The sequence below is a fragment of the Actomonas spartinae genome (genome assembly GCF_051209155.1).
In the GTDB taxonomy this organism is placed as follows: Bacteria; Verrucomicrobiota; Verrucomicrobiia; order Opitutales; family Opitutaceae; genus Actomonas.
This window is the reverse complement of the sequence record NZ_JBPJGB010000004.1, coordinates 324,048-348,369: the sequence shown is the minus strand read 5'-3', so window position 1 is coordinate 348,369 and position 24,322 is coordinate 324,048. Positions and strand designations below refer to the sequence as shown.

General features: G+C 63.5%; 16 protein-coding genes. 14 read left to right on the top strand and 2 right to left on the bottom strand.

Annotation, left to right across the window (positions count from 1 at the left end; translation table 11 throughout):
- Nucleotides 1-27: 27 nt before the first annotated feature.
- The 13 genes from AC0MRV_RS18280 (at nt 28) to AC0MRV_RS18220 (ending at nt 15,899) form a co-directional block, all read left to right on the top strand.
- Nucleotides 28-2,886: a glycosyltransferase family 39 protein gene (locus AC0MRV_RS18280; RefSeq protein ID WP_472765953.1), complete on the top strand. Its 2,859-nt coding sequence runs from the start codon at nt 28-30 to the stop codon at nt 2,884-2,886.
- Entirely contained in the window at nt 2,883-4,019 is a 1,137-nt protein-coding gene (locus tag AC0MRV_RS18275) for an acyltransferase family protein (protein ID WP_472765952.1), read from the top strand. The genes AC0MRV_RS18280 and AC0MRV_RS18275 overlap by 4 nt, the downstream gene beginning before the upstream one ends.
- Nucleotides 4,020-4,130: 111 nt before the next feature.
- Complete coding sequence (locus tag AC0MRV_RS18270) at nt 4,131-5,087, top strand: glycosyltransferase (RefSeq protein ID WP_472765951.1); 957 nt, start codon at nt 4,131-4,133, stop codon at nt 5,085-5,087.
- A gap of 15 nt (nt 5,088-5,102) precedes the next feature.
- Entirely contained in the window at nt 5,103-5,690 is a 588-nt protein-coding gene (locus AC0MRV_RS18265) for a class I SAM-dependent methyltransferase (protein ID WP_472765950.1), read from the top strand.
- Nucleotides 5,691-5,747: 57 nt separating this feature from the next.
- Nucleotides 5,748-6,701, top strand: a complete 954-nt coding sequence (locus AC0MRV_RS18260) for a glycosyltransferase family 2 protein (protein ID WP_472765949.1) — start codon at nt 5,748-5,750, stop codon at nt 6,699-6,701.
- Nucleotides 6,702-6,789: 88 nt separating this feature from the next.
- Complete coding sequence (locus tag AC0MRV_RS18255) at nt 6,790-7,425, top strand: GNAT family N-acetyltransferase (protein WP_472765948.1); 636 nt, start codon at nt 6,790-6,792, stop codon at nt 7,423-7,425.
- A gap of 8 nt (nt 7,426-7,433) precedes the next feature.
- The gene (rffA, locus tag AC0MRV_RS18250; RefSeq protein WP_472765947.1) at nt 7,434-8,570 is read left to right on the top strand and encodes a dTDP-4-amino-4,6-dideoxygalactose transaminase; all 1,137 of its coding nucleotides are present in this window, start codon (nt 7,434-7,436) and stop codon (nt 8,568-8,570) included.
- A gap of 134 nt (nt 8,571-8,704) precedes the next feature.
- Nucleotides 8,705-9,856 (top strand): glycosyltransferase family 2 protein, encoded by a 1,152-nt coding sequence (locus tag AC0MRV_RS18245; RefSeq protein WP_472765946.1) that lies wholly within the window; start codon nt 8,705-8,707, stop codon nt 9,854-9,856.
- 5 nt (nt 9,857-9,861) lie between these two features.
- A complete protein-coding gene (locus AC0MRV_RS18240; protein WP_472765945.1) occupies nt 9,862-11,028 on the top strand; it encodes a UDP-galactopyranose/dTDP-fucopyranose mutase family protein in 1,167 nt (388 codons plus the stop codon).
- 2 nt (nt 11,029-11,030) lie between these two features.
- The gene (locus AC0MRV_RS18235; RefSeq protein WP_472765944.1) at nt 11,031-11,732 is read left to right on the top strand and encodes a glycosyltransferase family 2 protein; all 702 of its coding nucleotides are present in this window, start codon (nt 11,031-11,033) and stop codon (nt 11,730-11,732) included.
- Between the two features lie 28 nt (nt 11,733-11,760).
- The gene (locus AC0MRV_RS18230) at nt 11,761-12,456 is read left to right on the top strand and encodes a hypothetical protein (RefSeq protein ID WP_472765943.1); all 696 of its coding nucleotides are present in this window, start codon (nt 11,761-11,763) and stop codon (nt 12,454-12,456) included.
- Nucleotides 12,453-14,453 carry a glycosyltransferase gene (locus AC0MRV_RS18225; protein WP_472765942.1) on the top strand — a complete coding sequence of 667 codons (2,001 nt, stop codon included), beginning with the start codon at nt 12,453-12,455 and terminating at the stop codon, nt 14,451-14,453. The genes AC0MRV_RS18230 and AC0MRV_RS18225 overlap by 4 nt, the downstream gene beginning before the upstream one ends.
- Nucleotides 14,454-14,459: 6 nt before the next feature.
- Nucleotides 14,460-15,899, top strand: coding sequence for a glycosyltransferase (locus AC0MRV_RS18220; protein ID WP_472765941.1), 1,440 nt, complete (start codon nt 14,460-14,462; stop codon nt 15,897-15,899).
- A 6-nt stretch (nt 15,900-15,905) separates the two neighbouring features.
- On the opposite strand, the gene AC0MRV_RS18215 is transcribed toward AC0MRV_RS18220, so the two are convergent.
- A complete protein-coding gene (locus AC0MRV_RS18215) occupies nt 15,906-17,975 on the bottom strand; it encodes an ArnT family glycosyltransferase (RefSeq protein WP_472765940.1) in 2,070 nt (689 codons plus the stop codon).
- 4 nt (nt 17,976-17,979) lie between these two features.
- Nucleotides 17,980-20,109, bottom strand: coding sequence for an ArnT family glycosyltransferase (locus tag AC0MRV_RS18210; RefSeq protein WP_472765939.1), 2,130 nt, complete (start codon nt 20,107-20,109; stop codon nt 17,980-17,982).
- 202 nt (nt 20,110-20,311) lie between these two features.
- Between AC0MRV_RS18210 and AC0MRV_RS18205 the strand changes: the two genes are divergently transcribed.
- Nucleotides 20,312-24,289 carry a glycosyltransferase gene (locus AC0MRV_RS18205; protein ID WP_472765938.1) on the top strand — a complete coding sequence of 1,326 codons (3,978 nt, stop codon included), beginning with the start codon at nt 20,312-20,314 and terminating at the stop codon, nt 24,287-24,289.
- Nucleotides 24,290-24,322 lie beyond the last annotated feature (33 nt).

Here is a 24,322-nt window from a genome sequence, read left to right as displayed (position 1 = left end):
CTTTTCTCGCCCTCGTTTCAGCCCACCATGGCGGCCCTCGTTGTCCACTTTCTCCTCCTGGCCTTCCTGAGCCACCAAAGTGCGCAGCGATTTACGCGGGGGCGCGGCGACGCGCTCGTGGTGGCCATTGTGCTGGCATGGTCCAACATCGTGCTGACCTCGCTGCTCCTCTCCACGGTGGAGCTGCTGGGGCAACCGGGATGGTTCTTCCGCACCTCGGTGCTTATTGGCTTGGTCGGATGGTGGTGCGCCAATCGGTGGGTGAACCCGCCGGTTGAACCAACGGCCCCCACCGCGGCGGATAAGATCAATAAGCCCCTCCTCGTTTTCGTGCTCACCACGCTGGGTGTCATCCTCGGCGCGAGCGTATGGATCTCCGTCGTCTATCCGCCGAACAATTACGACTCACTCACCTATCACCTGCCCCGGGTCCTCTACTACATCGGGCAGGACTCCCTCCAGCACTTCGATACGGGCAACCCGCGCCAAACGTATTTTCCGTTCAACTACAATCTGCTCCAATTGGCCTGTCTGGTCTACGGCTCGGGCTGGAAAGTCGTCACGCTGGTCAACGTGCTCAGCTGGATCTCGGCCGGCCTCATGGTGCACCGCATCAGCCGTCATTGTGGGCTGAACTTCAACACCTCGCTGGTCGCCGCGTGGGTCGCGCTGATCTCCACGCAGGTGCTGGCTCAGGCCTCGTCGACCACCAATGACCTGCCCACCGCGACCGCCTTGCTCGCCACCATTCTGTGTGGCCAACGTTGGCTGAAAACCCGTGCCGGCACCGACGCGCTGCTCGCCGGCATCGCCGGCGGGCTGACCATCGGCACCAAGCTGACGGTCGTCTTCTTCGGGCCCGCCGCCGTCGTCCTGATCGCGCTGGGCTTGTTTAGGCAGGCACAAGCGGAGCGCGGCATGCGCGGCTTCGGGCCTTTGCTGGTCCAATGGATCCTGCCGGTCGCATGCGCCCTCGTGCTGGCGCTGCCCTTCGTCGTCTTCAATCTCACCGCCACGGGCGAATGGATGACGACCCGCTACGACTTCACCTTGAACCGCCCCTTTTCCTGGGGAGCCGCGTGGCAAACCGGCGAGGCCTACACCCTCCAGTTTTTCCTCGAGCCGCTGCATCGCTTCACCTGGAACCCGGAGGTCACCGGCCGCCTCAACGATTGGGCGTCCAGTCACCTGTTCGCGAATTGGAACAGCACCTTCGCGTTTTCCCCGCTTTACGTTTTTCCGCCGGACCTGAACGAGGACCACGTCTGGTTTGGCTACACCGGTCCGCTCATTGTGCTTTGCGCCCTGTGGGTCTTCCTGCGCGACTGGCGTCTGCGCCAACCGGTCTCGTGGCTGGCGCTTCTTGGGCTGGGGTGGTTCATCGCCTATTTCCTGCTCAACAAGTGGTCGCTCTACATCCAGCGCTACTTCGTTCCGCCCGTGCTGGTGATGGCGCCGTGTGTGGCCGCCGCCCTAGCGGCGGCGGGTCGCGGTGGATTCATCCAACGGTGGGCGGTGCGCACGCCGTTCATCCTTACCATCCTGTGCACCCTCTGGTTCGGCGGGCACTACTTGGTGAAGAACACCAACCGCCCCCTCGAACCCTTGTTGGCCGGCGACAACCCGAAGCCGCCCTATCCGGCCCTGCCCATCGAACTGGTCCGCGCGCTCCGCGACCAGACCGACGTCAACATCGACACCTACGGCGGTAATGAGCGGATCTTCCTGCTGATGAACATCGGCCACCGTGCCCGCTTCACCGCTCATGAGGAGATCGACCCCGCCAAATACAACGTGCTCTCCCATTGGGGTTTCGTGCGCTACAACCTCTACGCGAACATCGCCTCGTTCTCGTCCTATCAAATCATCGATTTTCCCAATAAACCGACTGCTGGGGTCGCCCCGCTCGGCACCTTTGGCCACGGCACCGAAGCCTGGGACTACTGGGGATTGCCTCCGCATGCCAACGAGACCCCGGCGGACGACCGCAACCGGAAGGTCCAGTTCACCATTTTCCATTCCGCGACCGAACCGGATCGCTACGCCGAGTCCCGCCTGAAAGTCGTCGGCCTGAACCCCGCCGATCACGCCCGGCTCGACGTCTTCATTCGACGCCCCGACGACTCGCGGGAATTCCTCCAATCCTTCACCGCCACCGGCTTCAAACCCGGCTCGATTACCGGTGAATTCACCGGCCTGGTGCTCGAGCTTCGCGACGAAGCCTCCAACGAGTTGATTTCCTCCGCCGTGCTGCCCTACGGCACCTTGCAAGCGATGCCGGACACCCGTCCCCTGCCCTCGGCCAACGCCTTGTTTGTTTCGGACTGCATTCAGCCCGGCAAACGCCTGCCGGTCGAGGTCGACGGACTCGCGTCTCTCGAGGGTCCCTACGATGAATGGAGCCTGCCCCAGTTCCGCTGGGCCAAGAAACCGGTCGTGCGCTTGGAGATTCCGCCCACGCGGGACCTCAAGACCCTGCGCGTCACGCTGGGCATTCGCCTGCAGGTGCGTCTGGATGCCGCGCTTGGCGTGTATCACAACGGCACGCTGGTCGACCGGGTGGTGCTCCACGGCCACCACGAGTGGTTTGATCGGGTGGTCGACATCCCGGCCGCCGACGGCACCAATGTGATCGAGTTGCGGGACATCCCGCCCTTCGAGGTTGTGGATACCGACGCCTACCTCGCGCAACACCCGGAGGTCGCGGACGAGCTGCGCGGCCGCGAAGGCTCACTGGAAGACGCCGTGAAGGAGCATTTCGAAACGGTGGGCCGGGCCCAGGGCTGGGAACTGCCCATGAAGGTCGGACCTTTCCAACCCGACCCGCCCGTGGAGTCGCTCTACTTCATTTTCCGCACGCTGCAAATCGAAGGGCTGACCGAATGACCGCCCCGCTTCCCGCTGCCCCCAAACCGCGTAACAGCTACGTCGATACATGGCGCGGGCTGGCCATCCTCGGCGTGGTCTGTGTGCACTTCGGTGGCAGTTTTGCCAACGGCAGCCACGCTTGGAACCCGGTATTCTACACCGGCCTGGCGCTCAACCAGGTGTTTAGCTTTGCGGTGCCCTTGTTCGTGTTTCTCGCCGGTTTGCTGGCCGGCTGGAGCCGCCGCCAGACCAGCCTTGCCCGCTACTATGGCGGGCGCGCGAAACGGATCGTGGTGCCCTACCTCTTCGCCAGTGTGGTGGCCTTCTTCGCGATGAACCATTACCAAGCCTGGCAGAGGCTGTCGCCCGAGGACTCGCCGGTGGAATGGATTCTCGTTCGCGTCCTGTGGTTCGGCATCGAGCCCACCTTCTACTTTATCCCGCTGATCCTGCAGCTCTACCTCCTGCAACCGCTCCTCAAAGCGCTGCCGACCGCGGCTGCGCGGCTCCCGGGGGGCAAATTCTCGGCCCCTCAAGTCACGGTCGCGCTCCTGTTCGCGTTCCTCGCGCTTCACCTCTACCTCGGGATCCAGTGCTACCGTGGCGCGCTGAATTACTACGTTTGGGGCCGCCCCTTCAGCGCCTTCTGGCTCTTCTACTTTTTCGCCGGACTCCACTTTCAAACCATCACCGCAACGCTGAGCCGCGCCTTCTGGCGGCGTTGCCTGATCGGCGCCACCGTGATCGCTGCGCTGAGCATCGCCCTCTCCTACGCCCGATTGATCGATCCGGCGGTGGTCGGCGAAGCCTTCAATCGCAGCGATGTGGACCTGGCCTACGCGCGACCGATCATTCTCCTCTATGATCTCGCTGCGGTGACCGCGGTCGCGGCCGGAGTCGCGCTGGGCTTCCAGTCCTCGGCCCGACTGCTCCCGCGGTTCGGCCAGGCGTCCCTCTCGATCTACCTGTGGCACATCATGCTGCTGTATTGGGGCGCTTGGCGTTTTCCCGATGTCATGCGCTCCTGTCGCGAAGTGCCCGAACTTCTGGTCCTGTTCCCCCTCGCCGCCTGCCTCATCATCTCCACGGCCGCCGGGGGAGGGACTCGTCTAATCGGCTTGGTTTTTCGACGGAACGCCCCGACTCCCTGAAGGCTCCCTTCCTGACGACCGGGCAACCAAGTCTGGACACGGGAATCCTCGGCGATACTTCGTTTCCCTTTGCGAATTTACGTTCCCGGTCCGCGGGGACGACCGCGATCCATGACCGATTCATCCTCCAAACCCAAACCCCGCGTCGCGGTTACCATTCCCTGCTATCAGGAAGAGCGGACCATTGCGCAGGTGGTGTCGGCCTTTCGGCACGAGCTTCCGGACGCCGAAATCCTCGTCTTCGACAACAACTGCACCGACCGCACCGCCGAGGTTGCCCGCGAGGCTGGAGCCCGCGTCATCCGCGAGCACAAGCAAGGCAAGGGGCACGTGGTCGCGACGATTTTCGAGCAGGTCGACGCCGACATCATCGTGATGATCGACGGCGACGGCACCTACGACGCCACCGCCGTCCACGCCCTTCTGCAACCGATCTTCGACGGCGACGCCGACATGACCGTCGCCGCGCGTCTCGAGACCTATGGCGACAAGGCCTTTCGCAAGTTTCACGTCGCGGGCAATCAGCTCGTCTGCTGGATCATCAACAAGATTTTCGAGGCCGAAATCTCCGATATTTTTTCCGGCTACCGCGCTTTCACCCGCGAATGCGCGCGCACCATCCCGATCACTTCGCGCGGCTTCGATGTGGAAACCGAGCTCACGGTCCAGACCCTCTACCGCGGCCTCGTGGTCAAAGAGATCAGCGCTCCCTACGGCGAACGCCCCTCCGGTAGTTTTTCCAAGCTGAACACCATCCCCGACGGCATTCGCGTGATGCTTCGCCTGTTCCTCTTGTTGCGGTCCTACAAGCCCCTGACCTTGTTTGGCGGTCTTGCCGTGATCCTCGGGGTGATCGCGGTCGCTTTTGGCATCCTGCCCGTGGTCGATTTGGTCTCGGAGCGGCCCTTCGACCGCATTGGCGCCGCGCTCATTTCTTCCTCCGCGTTCGTGTTGGCCTTTGGCAGCCTGTCCTTGGGACTGATCCTGAGCTCGGTGAACCAACGCTTGCTGGAACTGGAGCGGGTCACGGTCAAACGCATGAAGGCCGCGCGCGCGTCCTCCAACTGACCTTGGCGGGATACCATGGCCGGAACCAAGGATTTCAATCTGCTGGACCTTGTCATCTGCCGATGGCGGTCCCGCATCGTCGCCCGTCACATCGACGCCGGTAGCAAGCTACTCGACTTCGGCTGCGGCCATCAGGCCCTCTTTCTGCGCTCGGTCGCCGATCGCCTCACGCAGGGCGTCGGTCTGGACTACGACGCCGAGCCCCAGCAGATCGGCGCAAACCTGGAGATTCGCAACGAGCGTTTCGTCGACCGGCTGCAGTTTGAAACCGCTTCGCTCGATTGCGTGACCATGCTCGCAGTCCTGGAGCACATCCCGCTCGACGAAATCGACGTCCTGATCGCCGAGATTCGTCGCGTGCTGAAACCCGGCGGCCGCTTGCTGCTCACCACGCCAACGCCCCGGTCTCAACCCGTGTTGGAGTTCTTGGCGTTCAAACTCCATATCATCTCCGAGCCGGAGATCGCCGATCACAAACACTACTACTCCCAAGCCGACATCGCTGCCCTGGCCGAGCGCAATCAGCTTCGATTTGGCGTGTTCCAGACCTTTCAGGCCGGTCTCAATTGCTTCGCGCTGCTGGAGAAACCCCGTGACGCGTAGCGCGCCTTCTGGTTAAGAACCCACCGCGCCCGTCGCCATCTCTCAGCCCGACTTTCCATGTCCTCAATCTCTCCCGAGCTTTCCCCCGGAATCTCCGTTGTGATCCCGGTCTATCGAAGCGCGCGGATTTTACCGGACCTGATCGCGCAGCTTGTTCCCGTGATCTCCACCAACGGACGGTCGTTTGAGGTCATCCTCGTGAACGACGGAAGTCCGGATGACAGCTGGGCCGTGATTTCCGACCTCACGGCCAAGCATCCTGGTGTCCGCGGCATCAACCTCATGCGTAACTATGGCCAACACAACGCCCTGTTGGCGGGTGTGCGCGCCGCGCGCTACGACCTTACACTCACCATGGACGACGACCTCCAGCACCCGCCGGAGGAAATCCCCCACCTGCTAGCCGCCCTGCAGGGAGACTTGGACGTGGTCTACGGCTATCCTCAAAAACAAACGCACGGCATCATCCGCGATCTGGCCTCCCTGGTCACCAAGCTCACCCTGCAGAAGGCCATGGGCGCCGACACCGCTTCGATGATCAGTGCCTTCCGCCTTTTTCGCACCCGCGTGCGCGAGGGCTTCGCCGACTACAACCACCCGTTTGTGAACCTCGATGTGCTGCTCACCTGGGGCACAGCCCGCTTCAAGGCCATTCAGGTCCGTCACGCGCCCCGCGCGGAAGGCACCTCGACCTACACCCTGGGCAAACTGCTCAACCACACCTCCAATATGCTGACGGGCTTCTCGGTGCTGCCGCTCCAAGCTGCCAGCGTCATCGGGTTCACCTTCACCCTGTTCGGTTTGGCCGTGTTGGCCTTCGTCGTCGGTCGTTACCTGATCTCCGGCACCAGTGTGCCCGGCTTCCCCTTTCTCGCCTCTGTTATCGCGATCTTCTCCGGCGCCCAACTCTTCGCCCTCGGCGTGATGGGAGAATACTTGGCCCGCATGCATTTCCGTAGCATGAACAAACCGGCCTACACCGTCCGCGAGGACTCCGTCACAGATGCCTGACCACCAACCAACCGCCAAGAGATGGTCGACCCTGGCGTGGGACTCGGAGTTTTTTGGTTTTGGTATTGGTCGCATTCAAGCCACGGACGTGTCCTCGGCGGCCCTCGCGGAGATTTGCGATGAGGCCCGGGCCGCCGGTCTGCGATGCCTTTATTGGCTGGTCCCCGGAGCCGCCACTTCTCAGCAGCGACTCGCGACGGCACAGGGTTTTGAATTTGTCGATTTACGGCTCGAGCTCGCTCGCGATTTGGCGGTGCCCCCCCATCGCACGTCGACCGAGGTCCGAACCGCCGACACCACCGACAGCCCCGCGCTTCGCGAGCTTTTTGCCGCAACGTCGTTCGATACCCGCTTTTCCCGCGATACCCGTTTCCCGGCGGAGAAAGCCACCGAGCTCTACCAACGGTGGATCGCACGCGACCTAGCGGAACACACGGTGTTGGTCGCGACCGGGCCGACCTCAACGGTCCTCCTCGGCGCGATCAGCCTGCAGTGCGACGAGGACCGCACGGGCCACATCGGTTTGTTGGCCGTAGCCCCCACCGCCGCCGGACGCGGTGTGGGCCAAGACTTGGTTTCGGCGGCCTTGCACCATTTCGCCGAACAATCCTGCCCGCAGGCGCGAGTCGTGACGCAAGGCACGAACGTCGCGGCTCAGCGCGTGTATCAAAAAGCTGGATTCCGCACCGCGTCTGCCGACCTTTGGTTTCACCATTGGCTCTGAGCCCTACCATGGAAGACCGCATTCCCTTTAATCGCTGCGCGCCCCTCGGTCGCGAACTTGAATACACCTCCGCCGCCTTGGCCAGCGGACAGGTCGCCGGCGACCAGACCTATTCCCGTCGCTGCGAAGCCTGGTTGCAGTCGGCCCTGGGCGTCCCCCGTGCGCTCGTCACCACGTCCTGCACGCACGCGCTCGAAATGGCCGCGTTGCTGTTGGAAATCCAGCCCGGTGACGAAGTCATTGTGCCGAGTTTCACCTTTGTCTCGACCGCCAACGCCTTCGTGCTGCGTGGAGCCAAACCGGTGTTTGCCGACATCCGCCCTGATACGCTCAATCTCGACGAGTCCCAGTTGCCCGCTCTGGTCACCGCGCGCACCAGGGCCATCGTGCCGGTGCACTACGCGGGCGTTGCCTGCGAAATGGACACCATCAACGACCTCGCCCGGCAACACGGCATCGCGGTGGTCGAAGACAATGCCCACGGCCTGTTCGGCCGCTACCGCGGACGCTGGCTTGGCACCTTGGGCGCTCTCGCCACGCAGAGTTTCCATGAGACCAAGAACTATTCGTGCGGCGAAGGCGGCGCCTTGCTCATCAACGACCTCCGCCTGAGCGAGCGCGCCGAGGTCCTGCGCGAAAAGGGCACCGACCGGTCGAAATTCTTTCGCGGACAGGTCGATAAATATTCGTGGGTCGACCTGGGCAGTAGCTACGTGATGAGCGACTTGTTGGGGGCGTTTCTTTTCGGCCAACTGGAATGTCGGGAGCAGATTCAGCAGCGCCGACGCCACATCTGGGAGCGTTACCATCGGGAACTGGCCGACTGGTGCGCCCGGCTCGGTGCGACCCGCCCGACGGTGCCAGCTCACTGCGACCCCGCCTGGCACATGTATCACGTGCTCATGCCCGATCTGGAAACGCGCACCCGCCTCATCGCATTCTTGAAAGAGCGCGGGGTCCTGGCCGTGTTTCATTACCTGCCCCTGCACCTGTCCACCTACGCCCGTGAACGTTGGGGTGGCCGCGCGGGCGATTGCCCGGTCACCGAGAATGTCAGCGACCGACTCATTCGCTTTCCAATGTTCAACACCCTCGACGATGCGACCCAGGACCGGGTTATCGCGGCGATTCTGGATTTTGCCTAAGCCAGCTCCGGAGATTGACTGCGCCCGACCACAGTTCGCCGGTTCAACACCACCTCGATGCCCCCACTTCGTGGCAGGGCTTGCCGCGACGAACCTCCATCCGCGGCTGGGCCTTCCTGCGGGATGGACGTCCTTTGCAAGCAATCCGCGCCTGGATCGGCGATGCCACCGTGTCGGGGAACCTTGGATACCATCGTCCGGATGTAACCGCCGCCTTCCCGCAGGCTCCGGGGAAGAACTGCGGCTTTCAAATCGACATCGCACCTCCACGCGGCCGTTTCACGCTACGACTTGAGGCCCAATCGCCCGACGGCATTTGGCATGCCTTCTTCGCAACGACAGCAGACGGCAAGTGGTGGCGACGTCCCTACCTCCTGGGGGCGGACTCACCCGCGGAACTGCTCGCCGGCCAATTGGCCCTGCAGCCCCAACACCCGCCCCGGCCACTGCAACCCGAGTCGTTTCCAAGCCTCGGCGACAGATCCAACCTGCCGGAACTCGATCTGGTCACGCCCAGCTTCAATCAATCCACTTTTCTTCCCGCCACCCTTGCCAGTGTCCGCACTTCATCCCCCGCCGGAGTGCGCCATCACGTGCGCGACGGTGCGTCGACCGACGGCAGCGTCGCCGTGCTGGAACAACACGGCGCGGACCTCCACCACTGGGTCAGTGAGCCGGACGAAGGTCAGGCCGACGCCATCGCCAAGGGCTTTGCTCAGACCTCGGGGCGACCCGACGATCTGATGGCGTGGCTCAACGCCGATGACGTCCTTCTCCCCGGGTCGTTGGACTTCGTCCGCGGTTACTTCGCCAGCCACCCGAACGTCGACGTCATCTATGGCAATCGCGTTTTGATTGATCGCGATGGCCAGGAAGTCGGCCGTTGGCACCTGCCGCCTCACGACCCCGAGGTTCTGCAACTCTACGATTTTGTGCCGCAAGAGACGCTCTTTTGGCGCCGACGAATCTGGGATACGGTTGGCGGCATCGACCGTTCCCTTCAGTTCGCGATCGATTGGGACCTGCTGCTGCGCTTCCAGGCCGCCGGCGCCCGGATGGTGCATCTTCCCCGTTTCCTTGGCGGCTTTCGGCTGCACTCCACGCAAAAATCAGCCTCCCTGATTGGCACGACCGGTCAGGCGGAACTGGATCATCTGCGCCGACGAACCTTCGGACGTGACTTGTCGCCCGATGAGCTGATCCAATCGCCGGTTCTCAACCGTTATCTTCGCCGCAGCGCCCGCCGCACCCTCGCCGCCCGCTTCGGCTTTCGTCCGTCGATCTAGTGCTCATGTCCCAACCTCGTTTCCTCATCGTTGGTGCCGGCTTCTCCGGTGCGGTCATCGCCCGTGAGCTGGCCGCGCGCGCGAATGCGCAGGTGGATGTCATCGACAGCCGCGAGCACCTCGGCGGCAACTGCCATACGGCCCGCGACGACGCAACCGGGGTCATGGTGCATGTCTACGGTCCCCACATTTTCAATACCCGCCGGCAGGACGTGTGGGACTACGTCAACCAGTTCGCCTCTTTCGGTCCCTACGTGAATCGGGTCAAGGCCCACACCCCGCGCGGCGTGTATTCGCTGCCGATCAATCTCCTCACCATCAACCAGTTCTTCGGTCGCAGCTTCAGCCCCGCCGAAGCCCGCGCCCATCTCGCCTCGCTGGGCGACCACTCCATCACCGAGCCACGCAACTTCGAGGAGCAGGCCCTCAAGTTTCTCGGCCGCGAACTCTACGAAAACTTCTTCCACGGCTACACCGTCAAACAATGGGGTTGCGACCCGAAGGAGTTGCCCGCGTCGATTCTCAAACGCCTCCCGGTCCGTTTTAACTACGACGACGGCTACTTCGACTGCTTGTATCAAGGGATTCCCTACGACGGCTACACCGCGCTCATCGAACGCATCTTCGACGCCCCCGGGATCACCCTGCGTCTCGGCGAGACCTTTGAGCCGACCATGGCCACCGGCTACGACCACGTCTTCTACACCGGCCCCCTCGATGCCTACTTCGGCCACCGTCATGGCCGGCTCGGCTACCGCACCGTCACCTTTGAGCGCTTCGAAGCCGAAGGGGATTATCAGGGCAACGCCGTCATCAACTACACCTCCGCCGAGGTGCCCTTCTCCCGCATCCACGAGCACAAACACTTCACGCCGTGGGAGAGCCACGAGCGGACCGTCGCCTTCCGCGAATACTCCAAAGAGACCGAGCCGACCGACATCCCCTACTATCCGAAACGCCTTGCGCCGGACCTCGCCCTCCTGCGGACCTACGTCGACCTGGCCGACGCGGAGACCCGCGTTTCCTTCGCCGGACGCCTCGGCACCTACCGCTACCTCAACATGGACCAGGTCATCGGTGAATCCCTTGACTTTGCCGGTCGCTGCGTCGCCGCCCTCGCCGCCCGCCAAGCGCTGCCCCGGTTCTCCGCGGCCCCTTTGCCCCCCAGCTGATCATGCCCGAACTCGCCCTCGTCATTCCCATTTACAACGAGTCCGCCAACATCGGCGCACTGCTGGCCGAGTGGGAGAACGCTTTGTCAGCCGCCGGTGTCGACTACCGCTTCATTGCCCTCAATGACGGCTCAACGGACAACACCGCCGAGGTGCTCGCCACCGCCGCCCGCGCACTCGGCGATCGCATCGAGGTCATCAACAAGACCAACAGCGGCCATGGTCGCACCTGTCGTTTTGGCTATGATCACGCCATTGCCGCCGGCTACCCGTGGATTCTCCAGATCGATTCCGACGGCCAGTGCGACCCGGTCTATTTCGCCGCCATGTGGAACGCCCGCCACGACGCCGACTGCGTCTTCGGTCTGCGCGTGACCCGCGACGACGGTCTGGCCCGCGCCCTCATTTCGCGCGGCGTGCGCCTCTCCACCTTCCTGCTCACCGGCCGCGACCTGCGCGACGCCAACGTGCCCTACCGACTCATGCGCCGCGAAGTGCTTGAGCGCGCTCTGCGCCGCGTGCCGCCGGACTTCGATATCCACAACGTCGCCCTCACCCTCGCCCTCAAACGCGATCCCGCGGTGCGCTGGCACTACGAACCCATCCGTTTCCGGGATCGCCAAGGCGGGACCAACAGCATCAATGTTCCCAAGATCTTCAAGATGGGTTGGAACATGCTGCGCGCCCTGCGCGGGGTGAGCTGACCCCGCCCCGCCGACCGCTCGATCGACCATGGCTGAACCCACTTCCTCGCAGACCGATCTCGAAACCCTGCGCCGCGAAATCGTCGCCGCAGAGCTGCAAATCCTCGAGCTCAACGATCGCCTCGCAGCCAAGGACACCGATCGCGCCGACGCCGTTGCGCTGCTCGGTCAGGCCGAGTTGGTGCTGGAGGAGAAGATCGGCTACATCATGACTCTCGATCAGGCGCTCAATACCCGCATCCGCGAACTTGAGCAGGAGTGTGATCGCAAATCCGCCGAAATCGACCGCCGCGGCGAGGCCATCCAATCCGCCCAAGCCACCGACGAACGCAACCGCACCGAGCGTGACGCCATCATCAAAGACCTCAGCGAACGCCTTGAGGCGGCCAATCAGGAGATCAATCGCGCCCACGAACTCGCGCGTGGCTTTGCGGAAAAGGCCAATCTGCACGAGCAGTCCCTCGGCACCACCACGCAGGAACTGGCAACAACCCGGAGTCGCCTGACCGACACGGAGTCGCAACTGGCCACGCGCGACGCCGAACTGGCTGATGCGCGCCAACGCATCGAGACCCTTTCCACCGACCTCAACGCCACCACGGCCCGCCTTTCCTCCGCCGAGGAAACCCTCGCCGCCGAACGCGGTCGCCTGCACGCCATCTTTCACTCCACCCTCTGGCGCTGGGGTCGTCCTTGGCGCGCCCTCTTCGGCCCCAAGGTATGAACGCCGCCGCGCCCGAGATCGCCCACGGGCTGGAGACGCCCTACCCGCTGCAGCCCTGCCAAAACTACTTCCGCCTCGAGGGATGGGCCTTGCTGCGCGGTGGCTCGGTCCCCACCCGCGTCCGTGTGCGCTGCAACGGCGCAACCCATGCCCCGACCGCGACCCCGCCACGCGCCGACGTGGCCGCGCTGTATCCGGAAGATGAATTCGCCGGTCAAAGCGGCTTCCAGTTCGTGATTTACCTGCCCTTCGGCAATCACCCCGCCGTGCTCGAGGCCGCCTTCACCGACAGCGACACCTGGCATCCGGTGCGCCGCGTGATGGTTCCGGTGAGCTCACACCCCTTGATGGGCGCGTTCGAACCGGCCGGCACGGACGGCCTCATCACGGAAACCCTGCGGCCGTCCGGCTGGGTTTGGCATCCCGAATTCAAACTCGACCGGGTTGAACTGTTGTTTGGCGACATGGCCTTACCCGTTGAGTTCGGGCTCGAACGTCCTGACGTGGCGAGCCGCTTCCCCGATCAACCCGCCGCCCTCCGCTCGGGTTTCATCCTCGCGGAGAACCTGCCTCGCGGCCGCGGTCCGATTCGCCTGCAGGTGAAGACCGCCTGTGGCCGCACCTACTTCCTCGACCCCGAACTCGAAGCCAAACTCCCGACCGGCACCTACGCGCCGCCGCGTCCACCGCGCGACATGTGGGAACTGCCACCGACCGCGCGACCGGCCGATTTCACCCCGCCGCCGATCCCGGCAAACCCGGCGCCGACCGGCCCGCACAACATTCTCTTCGTCCTCTACGGGGACTTCACCTCCAACAGTGCGGCCCATGTCGCCGCCTTTGCCAATGGGCTCATCGGTCGCGGCTACGACTGCATTGTGGCCGTGCCGGAACACGCCGAAACCATCGGCGCCCTGACGCAGGCCCGGTTTCTGGCCGTCGAGTATGCCGATCTGGGCGATCTCGCCGGATACTACCGCGATGGTCGCGGCCCCGCCGTCGTGCATGCCTGGACGACCCGGGAACGCGTGCGCCATTTTTGCGAAGAGGCCCGCCGCCGTTTTCAGACTGAACTCGTGTTTCACCTGGAGGACAACGAACGTGAGCTGCTCGCGAACCATTTGCAGGTCCCCTACGACTCGCTCGACGAGATTCCCTCCGAAGACCTGGACGCCCGGGTGCCCCTGGACCTGACCCACCCGCGCCGGGCGAGCGAAGTGCTGCAATCCGCCCGCGGGGTCACGGTCATCATTGATCGCCTCGCCGAGTTTGTGCCGGCCGGCATCCCTACCATCGAGCTGTGGCCGGCGGCAGACACGCCCTTTCAGCCGCTGCCCCGCAACCTCTCGCTGCGGCGGCAGCTCGGCATCGCCGATGACGAGCTCGCCGTCTTCTACCATGGCAACGCCCATGCCTCCAACGCCGCCGAAATGGTGGAGCTCTACGCAGCCGTGCTGCGGCTGAACCAGACTGGAGTCAAAACCTGGCTGGTGCGCGCCGGCCGTGACGAACCTGCGTTCGCCAAACGGGTTTCGCCGGAAATGGACGCACATCTGATCAAGCTGGGTTTCATCAAACACCGCCGCGTGCCCCACTTCATGAGCCTGGCCGATGCGTTCGTGCAGCCCGGCGCCGCGGGCGCCTTCAACGACTACCGTTTCCCTTCCAAACTGCCGGAGTTCTTCGCCATCGGGCGGCCGGTGATTCTGCCTCGCACCAACCTCGGTCACCACCTGGTCGACGACCGCGACGCGCTGGTTCTCGACCAAGCCGACGCCTCGTCCATCGCTGCCGCCCTGCGTCGCTTGCACGATAATCCGGCCCAGGCCGCGACTCTCGGTCAGGGTGCCGTCACGTATTCAGAAAATCATTTCGATTGGTCGGCGACGGTCGCGCGACTCGAAACTTTCCTCCTGGCTCAAACCCAACTTCAGCCGCCTGGTGATGCGCGCCTCCAAGCCGCGCGCAACGTCACGGCAGCGCTGACTTCGCCCTGACCCCCCATGCCGCGGCACGACTCCGAACCCGCTTCCAACCACCCCTTCGGGGCCAAAGCCCAACCGCTTTCCCGGCACGCCCGGGCCTACCGAAAGCTGCTGGCTCGCTACCTTGGCCTGATTATTCCAGAGGACAGCAGTGTGCTCGAAATCGGCTGCGGGTCCGGCGAACTGCTCAAACACATCCACTGCCGCCGCAAACTTGGCGTCGATTCCTCGCCCCGTCAGATCGAACTCGCCCGCGAGAACACCAGTGACGTCGAGTTTCAGGTCGCCGACGGTAACGAGCTCACCCTCAGCGAGAATTTCGACTACATTATTCTTTCCGACACGCTGAACTACGTGACGGATGTCCAATCGCTGTTGTCGCGTATCCGGGAGAACAGCACACCCGCGACCCGCCTGGTCATCACCCTGCCCAACACGCTCTGGCGGCCGCTCTTCGGCCTCGCCAGCAAACTGGGTTGGCGCGCCCCCCATCCCGCCAGCAGCTGGCTCTCCGACCGCGATGTCCACAACCTGCTTACCCTCGCCGATTGGGACCCGGTCAAAACGCAATCGCGGGTGCTGTTCCCCTACGCCGGGGGGGGCGTGGAGCGATGGATCAACCGCTGGCTCGCCCCCTTGGCCCCGTGGTTTTGTCTGACCCAATTCATTCTGGCTCGCCCGGTCCACCACCATGCGCTGGCCGGCCAAGCGGTGCAGTCGCCGGTCGATCAACCCGAGGAAACGACCGTTTCCATCGTCGTGCCCGCGCGCAACGAAGCCGGCAACATTGAGGCGGCCATCACGCGCACCCCCCCGATGGGCAAATGGACCGAGTTCATTTTTGTCGAGGGCGGTTCGTCCGATCACACCTGGGAGGAGATCCAACGGGTGCAGGCCGCCTACCCCCTCGTTCGCATCAAGGCGCTGCAGCAAAGCGGCAAAGGCAAGGGCAACGCCGTGCGCGAAGGTTTCGCCCAGGCGGAGGGCGACCTGCTCATGATTCTCGACACCGACCTGACCATGCCGCCGGAGGAACTGCCGAAGTATTTCCGCGCGATCACCCAGGGACATTGCGAATTCGCCAACGGTTGCCGCCTGGTGTATCCAATGGACAAGCACGCCATGCAGTTCTTGAACATGATCGCGAACAAAACCTTCGGCGTGCTGTTCTCGTGGCTGCTCGGCCAATCCGTCAAAGACACGCTGTGCGGCACCAAGGTTTTGCGGCGCACGGCCTACGCGCGCATCGCCGCCAACCGCTCCTACTTCGGTGACTTCGATCCCTTCGGCGACTTTGACCTGTTGTTCGGCGCCGACCGACTGGGGCTGAAGATCCGGGACATTCCCATCCGCTACCGCGATCGCACCTACGGCTCGACCAACATCAGCCGTTGGCGACACGGCTGGTTACTGCTGCGCATGGTGTGGTTTGCCGCGCGTAAGCTGAAGTTCGTCTGAGGCGTCTCATTCGAACTCGAACGAACTCAGCCACAGCTGGTCATACGCCTTGTTGTCGCCAGGCCCGGCCAGCAGGCGAAATACAATCGTGTCCGGGCAGTCCTCCGGCAGGGTGAGCTTCACGTTGCGCCAAGCCTGATCGCCCTGCGGGGAGAACCACTCGAAATGCAGTGAGTCGACGATGCGGTTTGCCTTCACCGTTTCAACCAGCGCGCAGACCCCGTCGAAGTCGCGTTGCTGGTAGGAGTCGGGGTTCACCCGTATGCCAAATGAGAGCGTGCGTGCCCCGGCCGGAACCTTGAAAAACAGCTCCGAGACCGAGTGAACCAGCAGGTTGTCTTTTCCTTCGTAACCAACGGTGTGGTAACCGAACGGGAAAACGCCGTAGGCCGCGTCGATGCCCAGCAACGCCTTCACCCGTTCGCCGTCCTCCGTGCCCGCGATCGGGCGTCGTTGATCCGCCGGGATCAACCGAAACGATTTGTCGAGACCGGCACCATTGATGTCGAGCAAGCGCACGCGCTTGCGCAAAGCTTCAAACTGATCGATGCGCGCGTAGATGTGCGCGTCCGCCCCCCACAGAAACAGCGGGATCGGCCACAGGTTGAGCTGGTCGATCCGCTCCGTGGTCCATTGCCCTTGCACCCGGGATTCGCCCATCACCACCAACAGCGGCACGTTCTCGTCGCTCAGCAGCTCGACGCTCGCTCTAACGCGGTCGGGGTGGAAAAACATCTCCGAGTCCGGGATCGTGAGCATCCGCCGTTTCGCGAAGAACGGCATCGACGAGCCCCAGCTCGGCGAATGCACCACGATCACGTCATCGGGGGCCGTCAGCTCCCGCAGCATCCGCGTCAAGCCGTAGTCACCGGTGGCGACGGCGGTCTGCGTTTCCAGCAAGCCGGACCGATAGCTTTGGTGCTGGGCGAAACCCACTCCGGCCAGGAGCACCGTCGCCGGCAATACGGAGGTCCACAACGACGATCGCCGGTCCCAAACTTCCGCCGCGACCACGCCCAGCAGTCCGCCGGCGAACGCCCCATTGGCGTAAAAGTAGTAGTCGTGGAAGTAATACAGGTTGAAGAACACCAAGGGTCCGCCCACCAGCGCCAACAGACCAAGTCCAGCCATCCGCCGGGTCCGGCCGGTAAACAGCGATCCGAGCACCCCGATCCCGAGTATCCACAGCGGAAAGACCCCTGACGCGAGATGACCAGCCAGCTGCTTCCACTGGGTCCAGTCACCGCGTGCCTGCCAGGTGCCGAAGTTGAACTCCCGCAATTCGCGCGAAATGAGAAAGTTCGCGACCGGGTTCTGTTCCTTGAGGGAGTCCGCAAACGCGACCCAGGCAAAACCCAGGACCAGCAACGGCACACCGACGCCGAGCGCCTGCACCAACAAGCGCCGCCAATCACCACGACGGTGGCGCAGCCAGCCCCAGGCATCCATCAGGAACAACGCCGCCCACGGCAGGCAAAAGACCGCCCAAGTGGTGCCTTTCACCAACACCGCCAAAGCACCGAAGACCAGGGCTCCCAGCAGCGACATAGCGTCGCCCAACCGACGGTAGCGCAGGACAGACCAAAGGAACCAAGCTCCCAGCGCCCAGGCGGTCGACTCGATCATCACCGTGCGGGAATAAAAAACGTAAACCGGGGCCAAAAGGATCGGCACCAACAGCACCGCACTCGCCGAACGCGAGTAACCGGCCGAACGCGCGAGTAACCACCAGGCCGGCAACCCCAACAGGAATCCGAGCATGGCGGTGAAACGTCCGGCCTCGATGATCTCCGTCCCGGTCAGGTTGGCCATTTTGGCGACCAGCCACTGGTAAAAGGGAAACTCCATGGGAATCGACCACGGTTTGCCCAGGACCGGGGTTTCGTAGGCCAACTTGAATCCTTGGTCCTGCATCACCTGCGCGGTGAGCGCGGTTTGGCTCTGGCGAAACTCGTGTCCCAACATCGCCGGACTACTCCAGTTCACCCCTGCCCAGTAGAGCATCCATGCGAGCGCGAGTATGAGCACCGCCCACCCCGCTCCTCGTTTCACCTTTTGCTGCTGTTCGGAATTCATCGTGTTAGTTTTGGAGCGTGACCCGACATTCCGTGAGGTAGGCCCAGTCAAACGACAAGGTGGGGCCCGGGCGCGTCGAGAGCACCAGGTGTTCGTCCTCCGCCAAAGCGAAGGTCTGACTGGTGTGCTGCTGACCGCGGTCAGCCGGATTTGCGCGCGGATCCAGAAAACGGGACCACACCAGACGACGATCAGCCTCGTTCCCGTTCCGTTCCGCCCAGAGCGCAAACTCCACGCCGTCCGTTTTGTCCGCGTGGGAGACGTCCCGATTCCACGAGGGATCGGTAAGGCCGAAACTCAACTCGACGGTTCCGTGGCTTCCCCCGGGCACGTTCAGCCAGAGGTCTCCTTCCGGATGCAGGCTCACCGCCCGCGCGCCGTCGACCGGGTAGCCGTTGTAACCGAACTTGATGCGGTATTGCCGCACGCCCGGTGTCACCATCGGGAATGCCACCCGCGACGCTCCCGGCGACAGGCGATAGGTGCGCAGGTGTTGTTCGGCGACAGAATCGTATTTCTCCGTGAGCACCACGTCGTTGTAGCTCGAAACCGCCAACGCCGCCCGCACCCGCTCGTAGTGCCGCGGCGGCAGGTAAACGTCGGCATCGCGGTGACGAAATGCCGGCGTCTCGATCAGTCCCAACCGTTCGATCAAGAAGTCGCGGGTGAACGGGTTTTCCCGTGCGCGGCCGGATATCACCACGGCCGCAAGGTCATCGTCCGCCAAGTCGCCGATTGCCCCGTCCAGATAGTCGTAGTCGGCATCCAGGCCGTTGCGCACCATCAGCGCGCGGTGCTTGGAGTAGTAGGCCAGTGAGGCATCCCAATCATGCCCCAGCACCATGATCACGCTCTCCGCCGGCAGCTGATCGCGCAGCGCTTCCGCCAAACCGGATCCACCGTTGCTCTGCACCTGCTGCATGGGGAAATACGTCTTGGTGTAGGCCCGCGCCATGCCGACACAGGGCACCAGCGCGACCAACGCGCGCACCACCAGCGGCCCACGCCCGTGCTCCCAGACGCCAACGACCACAAATCCAAAGGCGAAGGTCAGGAACGCGACCCCGGCATAAAAATAATAGTCCTGGAACGCGTAGGCGTAGGGAAAAGCAAGTTGACCAAACATCCAGACACCTGCCGCCAACAGGATGAGGCCCTGATCTCGGCGGCGGCGGCAAAATACCAACCCCAGCGCCAGGGTGCCGATCACGACCGCCGGCGAAGCGATCGACTCGGACCAGCGCGCGAACAACTCCCGCCAGGTTTCCGGCTCGAAGCGAGAGCCCAGTGTGAAGGTCCCAAAATTCCCCACCGACAGATTCTTGGAGGTAAAAATGTAACCGGAACGGTGGGCCTCCTTGATCGCATCCGTGAACCCGATCCACCACTTCAACGCGCCCAGTGGCACCACCGCCGCCGTGAGTCCCCAGGCGATGGTCGCCCCCACCTCCCGTCCCAGCCCGTGCGCCCGCCAGCTGCGCCACAGGCACCACGCACCGTAGAGGGCGGCCGGAAAAAGCCACACCGCGAAGACCAGGCTCTTGATCAACGCCCCGAGGGTTCCCGTCACCAGCACCACGCCAAGCCAGGTGAACTTGCGCGTATCCATCATGCGCACAAAGGCCGCCAGGAACCACGCCGAGAAGGACATCGCCATCGGATCGATCAGAAACGATCGGGAGTAGAAAATCAGCGCCGGACAGAACAAGGTGACCGCCAGCAGCACCCACCGCCGCGCCGCACTGACGCCGAAGGACCCGAGCAGCAGCCAGAAGGCGGGCAAGGCCAGATAGAAGCTGGCCAAAGACACACCTCGCGCCGCCTCAAACAACTTCAGATCCAGGGTCCGCTTCACCAGCACGACCACCCATTGGTAGAACGGGTATTCGAGCGGAAAGGCCCACGGTTTACCCAAAACCGGCGTCTCATAGTAGATGCCGAAGTTGTTCTGCTTATCGATGTATTCGGAAATCAACGCCGTCTGCGCCTGGCGAAACTCGTGTCCGATCAGAAAGCCCCACTCGAAATTGTGGGTCGCGAAACCAAAGTGCGCGGCCAGCACCAGGACAAAAAGGGCGAAGGTCCAACGGGAAGAGAGTGACGACGTGGGTGCGGGCGATTCGTTGGCAGCCATGGGGCGAGGCGCTCTAGAGCAAGGAAACCGCGCGGCCTGTCAACAGAGGCGTCCGACGGGACCGGGCAATCGCACTCGCGCCACGCCGCGACCACCCGCATTTCGATTTCCGCCATTCACTGGCAAAAGAATTCCATCGACCGGCCCGGACGCAAAACCGCGCTTGTCTGCCTTCCCTACGGGCGCTTCATTCGACGGTTTCATGTTCGAGAACGACTTCTGCCGATACTTCATCGATGAGCCGATTGATTGGAATCTGTCCCAAGAGATCGTCGATATCCGCGGATGGGTATTGGCCAAGAGCGGTGAGGAAATCGTCGACCTGCGCGCCTGCCTCGACGGGGTGTTTTTTTACGGCATCATCGGCCTGCATCGTCCCGATATTCGCGATACCTTTGACGCCGGCGGGCCGGGCCTGAAATCCGGGTTCCGCTGCAACGTGCGCCCTTGGCTTGGCGCCAAAGTGCTCACCCTCGAGGGCATGCTCCGCGACGGCAGTTGGGTGGAGTTCTGCCGGCGCGATGTGACCATCACCGGCGACAAGGTGCCGGCCGCCCAACCCAAGCCCTACGTCCGTTCCGAGGTCCTCGACGAATCCCTCTACTACCTCTACCGGCATTTCCACTCCGAATCCGGCGCCACCCTCCGCACCGAAGCCCGCCGCGTGCTCGCCGAGATCTCGATCAACCAGACCGAGATGCTCCCGGAGAACGATCTCATCGGTTACCTCGATCTGCCCGATTTTTGGGTCAACGCCCACTACGAGAAATTCCGGGTCTCCGGCTGGGCTTTCTCCAAGGATCAGACCATCTCCAAGCTCCACGCCACCATCGGTAACGTCGATGAGAACCGGCTCGTCTGGGGCAAGGAGCGCGAGGATGTGCTCCACCACAACCCAACCTTCCCGCAGGCCCTCAAGTCCGCCTACTACGGCCTGGTCGACATTCGCCCCGACGCCTTCAGTCCGGCCTGCCTGAAGATCTGGGTCGACTACCCCGACCAGCCCCGCCAGCTGCTCCGCTCCAAGCGCCTCTTCGTCAACAAACTCGACGAGAATTCGGGCCCCATCCCCTACTACAGTCACTTCCAGTTCGTCCGCGTGATGACCGCCTTTGTGCGCGAGGTCTTTCGCGGCGGCTACGAACTCGAGAGCTGGGCCGACCTCTGGGGCTCCGTGCGCCGCACCCGCGCCAAACTGGCCGACAAGATGGTCCGCGGCGGCAAGAAGGCCAACACCCCGCCGCCCCCCACGCCGTGGGAGCGCAAGGAACCCTACGACCTGTGGTTTCATCACAACCGCCTCACCCCGCGCCTGCTCAAGTTCCTCGGCGAGACCGCCAAGCCCATTTCCGAACGCGGGCCCAAAATCTCCATCGTCGTCCCCACCTACAACACGCCGGCCAAGTTCCTCGATGAGCTCATCGCCTGCGTGAAGGCACAGGTCTACACCAATTGGGAACTCTGCCTCGCCGACGACAAATCGCCGCAGCCCCACGTCGTTAAAAAACTCGCCGCTGCCGCCGCCAGCGACCCGCGTATCAAATACACCGTCCGCGCCCAAAACGGCCACATCTCCGCCGCCACCAACAGCGCGCTGGAGCTCGCCACCGGCGACTACGTCTCCTTCCTCGACCACGACGACCTGCTGCCCGCCGATGCGCTCCTGCATGTCGCCGAAGCCATCCTCGCCCACCCGGCCGCCGATTTCCTCTACACCGACGAGGACAAGATCGATGCCTCCGGCCGCCACTACGACCCGCAGTTCAAGGGCGAGTGGAATCCCGAGATGGCGATCACCCACAACTACACCCATCACCTGCGCACCATTCGCCGCCACATTGTGGAAAAGGTCGGTGGCCTGCGCGTGGGCTACGAGGGTGCTCAGGACATCGACCTCATCCTGCGCTGCGTCGAACACATCGACCACGCCAACATCATCCACGTTCCCTTCGTTTGTTACCACTGGCGCGCCCACGAGGAATCCACCGCCCAACGCGGTGACCAAAAAGGTTACCTCTTCGACGCCGCCCGCCGCGCCATCGCCGACGCCGTCGAACGCCGCGGCCTGCACGCCGAGGTCTTTATCCCGCGCCACCTCGAGGAAAACGCCCTCTGCCTCCACCAACTCAAGTGGAGCCCCGAGCTCATTGCGCAGAACCCGGTCACCATCGTCATCCCGACTCGCAACCAGGCCAAGATCCTCGCCGCCTGCCTCGACTCCCTCGACCGCACCGTCAACTGGGCGCACACCAAACTCATCCTCGTCGACGACGGCTCCGACGAAGCCGACGCCCAGACCTTGCTCGCCAAAGTCGAGACCCGCGAAGACCGCCCTTGGAGCGTGCTCCGCCCCATCCGCGGCTCCGATGGCGAATTCAACTACTCCCGCCTCGTCAACCTCGGCACCGCCGCCGCCGACACCCCCCTTGTCCTCCATCTCAACAACGACATCGAGGCGCTCGAACCGGGTTGGCTCGAAGACATGGTTGGCTGGATGTCGGTCGAGGGCGTCGGCGTCGTCGGCGCGCGCCTCATCCACCACGACGAGACCCTCAACCACGCCGGGATCTGGGTCGGCCCCAACGGCGGACTCGCCCACGGCATCTTTGTCGGTCTGCCCAAGGACGACTTCGGTTACCTCTTTCTCCCCCACGCCGCCCGCGACACCACCGCTGTCACCGGCGCCTGCCTGCTCACCAGCAAGGCCCTTTACGAGCAACTCGGCGGCTTTGACGAAAAGGACTTCCGCGTCGCCTACAACGACGTCGACTATTGCATGCGTGCCCTGCAGGCCGGCCAGCGCACCGTTTACACGCCGCAGGCCACGCTCGTGCACCTCGGGTCGGCCACCCGCGGCATCAGCTACACCGAAACCGAACACCTCGCCTTCGTGCAGAAGTATCCAGGTTTTCGTGACCCGCACTTCAGCGAGTCGGTCGAATACGCCAACCCGTCCTTTCGCATCAACGCCTACGACCACCGCCACGCGTCGCGCCCGCTCAAGCTCCGCGTCGCCGTCGTGTCGCACAACCTCAACCTGGAGGGCGCGCCGCTCTTCATCGTTGAATACGCCCGCCACCTCAAGCACGTCGCCGGTTGGGACGTGAAGGTGATCGCGCCCATGGAGGGACCGCTGCGCGAAAACTTCACCGCCATCGGCCTGCCGCCCGAGATCATCGACATCGAGGGCGCGACCAAAGCCGCGACCGCCGCCGACTTCGCCCAGGGCATCGACCGACTCGCCAAGTTGAACATCTGGAAGGACGTCGACCTCATCGTGGGCAACACGATGTTGTCCTACTGGGTCGTGCCGCTCGCGCAGAAACTCGGCCTACCCAACTCGCTCTACATCCACGAGAGCAACCTGCCGCGCCGCTTCTTCTCGGAACATCGTCTCGCGACCGACGAGGTCATTCCGCTCATCGACAAGGCCATGAGCGAGGCCACCCGCGTCGTTTTCATCGCCGAGGCCACCCGCCGCATCTACGCCGAGCTCAACCGCTACGACAATTTCCGCCTCATCAACAGTTGGATCGATATCGAGCGCATCGAGAACTACATCGCTCGGACCGACCGCGCCGCCTTGCGCCGAAAACTCAATATCCCGGCCAACGCCACCGTCGTCGTGAACGTCGGTTCGGTCTGCCAGCGCAAGGGTCAGCACATTTTCATTCGCGCGATCGATCACCTGCACAAACAGCACGGCGCCGAAATCGAAAAACACGGCCCCCTGCTCTACGTCATGGTCGGTGCCCGCGAGGGCCTCTACCTCGAAACCATCGAGAACGACATCGAATTGATGGGCCTGCAGAACACCCGGCTCATCTACGAGACGCAGGACGTCTACGAATGGTATCGCGTCGCCGACATGTTCTGCTGCACGTCCTTTGAGGAGAGCTTCCCGCGCGTGCTCCTCGAGGCGGCGTCGTTCAAGATGCCCATCGTCTCCACCGATGTGAACGGCATTCCCGAGATGCTCACCGGCAACGACGAGGCCTACCTCATCAAAGCCGGCGACTACCACGTGCTGGCCGCCACCTTGAAGAAGGCCCTCGACCGCCACTTCGCCGGCGACACCAAAATGGTTTCCATGGCCTTCGCGCGCATCTCGCGCTTCTACGACTCCCGCATCTCGCTCCCCCACCACGTCGAACTCGCCCGGGAAACCTACTTCGGCTGAAGGCCCCGCCAGCGCCGCGCCGTTCCTCGCCCG

Bases quoted from the DNA above. Each gene is read 5' to 3' on its own strand.
- rffA (WP_472765947.1), top strand. From the start codon at position 7,434: ATGGAAGACCGCATTCCCTTTAATCGCTGCGCGCCCCTCGGTCGCGAA.
- AC0MRV_RS18230 (WP_472765943.1), top strand. From the start codon at position 11,761: ATGGCTGAACCCACTTCCTCGCAGACCGATCTCGAAACCCTGCGCCGC.
- AC0MRV_RS18235 (WP_472765944.1), top strand. From the start codon at position 11,031: ATGCCCGAACTCGCCCTCGTCATTCCCATTTACAACGAGTCCGCCAAC.
- AC0MRV_RS18240 (WP_472765945.1), top strand. From the start codon at position 9,862: ATGTCCCAACCTCGTTTCCTCATCGTTGGTGCCGGCTTCTCCGGTGCG.
- AC0MRV_RS18210 (WP_472765939.1), bottom strand. From the start codon at position 20,109: ATGGCTGCCAACGAATCGCCCGCACCCACGTCGTCACTCTCTTCCCGT.
- AC0MRV_RS18225 (WP_472765942.1), top strand. From the start codon at position 12,453: ATGAACGCCGCCGCGCCCGAGATCGCCCACGGGCTGGAGACGCCCTAC.
- AC0MRV_RS18270 (WP_472765951.1), top strand. From the start codon at position 4,131: ATGACCGATTCATCCTCCAAACCCAAACCCCGCGTCGCGGTTACCATT.
- AC0MRV_RS18280 (WP_472765953.1), top strand. From the start codon at position 28: ATGGCGGCCCTCGTTGTCCACTTTCTCCTCCTGGCCTTCCTGAGCCAC.
- AC0MRV_RS18260 (WP_472765949.1), top strand. From the start codon at position 5,748: ATGTCCTCAATCTCTCCCGAGCTTTCCCCCGGAATCTCCGTTGTGATC.
- AC0MRV_RS18275 (WP_472765952.1), top strand. From the start codon at position 2,883: ATGACCGCCCCGCTTCCCGCTGCCCCCAAACCGCGTAACAGCTACGTC.
- AC0MRV_RS18205 (WP_472765938.1), top strand. From the start codon at position 20,312: ATGTTCGAGAACGACTTCTGCCGATACTTCATCGATGAGCCGATTGAT.
- AC0MRV_RS18220 (WP_472765941.1), top strand. From the start codon at position 14,460: ATGCCGCGGCACGACTCCGAACCCGCTTCCAACCACCCCTTCGGGGCC.
- AC0MRV_RS18265 (WP_472765950.1), top strand. From the start codon at position 5,103: ATGGCCGGAACCAAGGATTTCAATCTGCTGGACCTTGTCATCTGCCGA.
- AC0MRV_RS18215 (WP_472765940.1), bottom strand. From the start codon at position 17,975: ATGAATTCCGAACAGCAGCAAAAGGTGAAACGAGGAGCGGGGTGGGCG.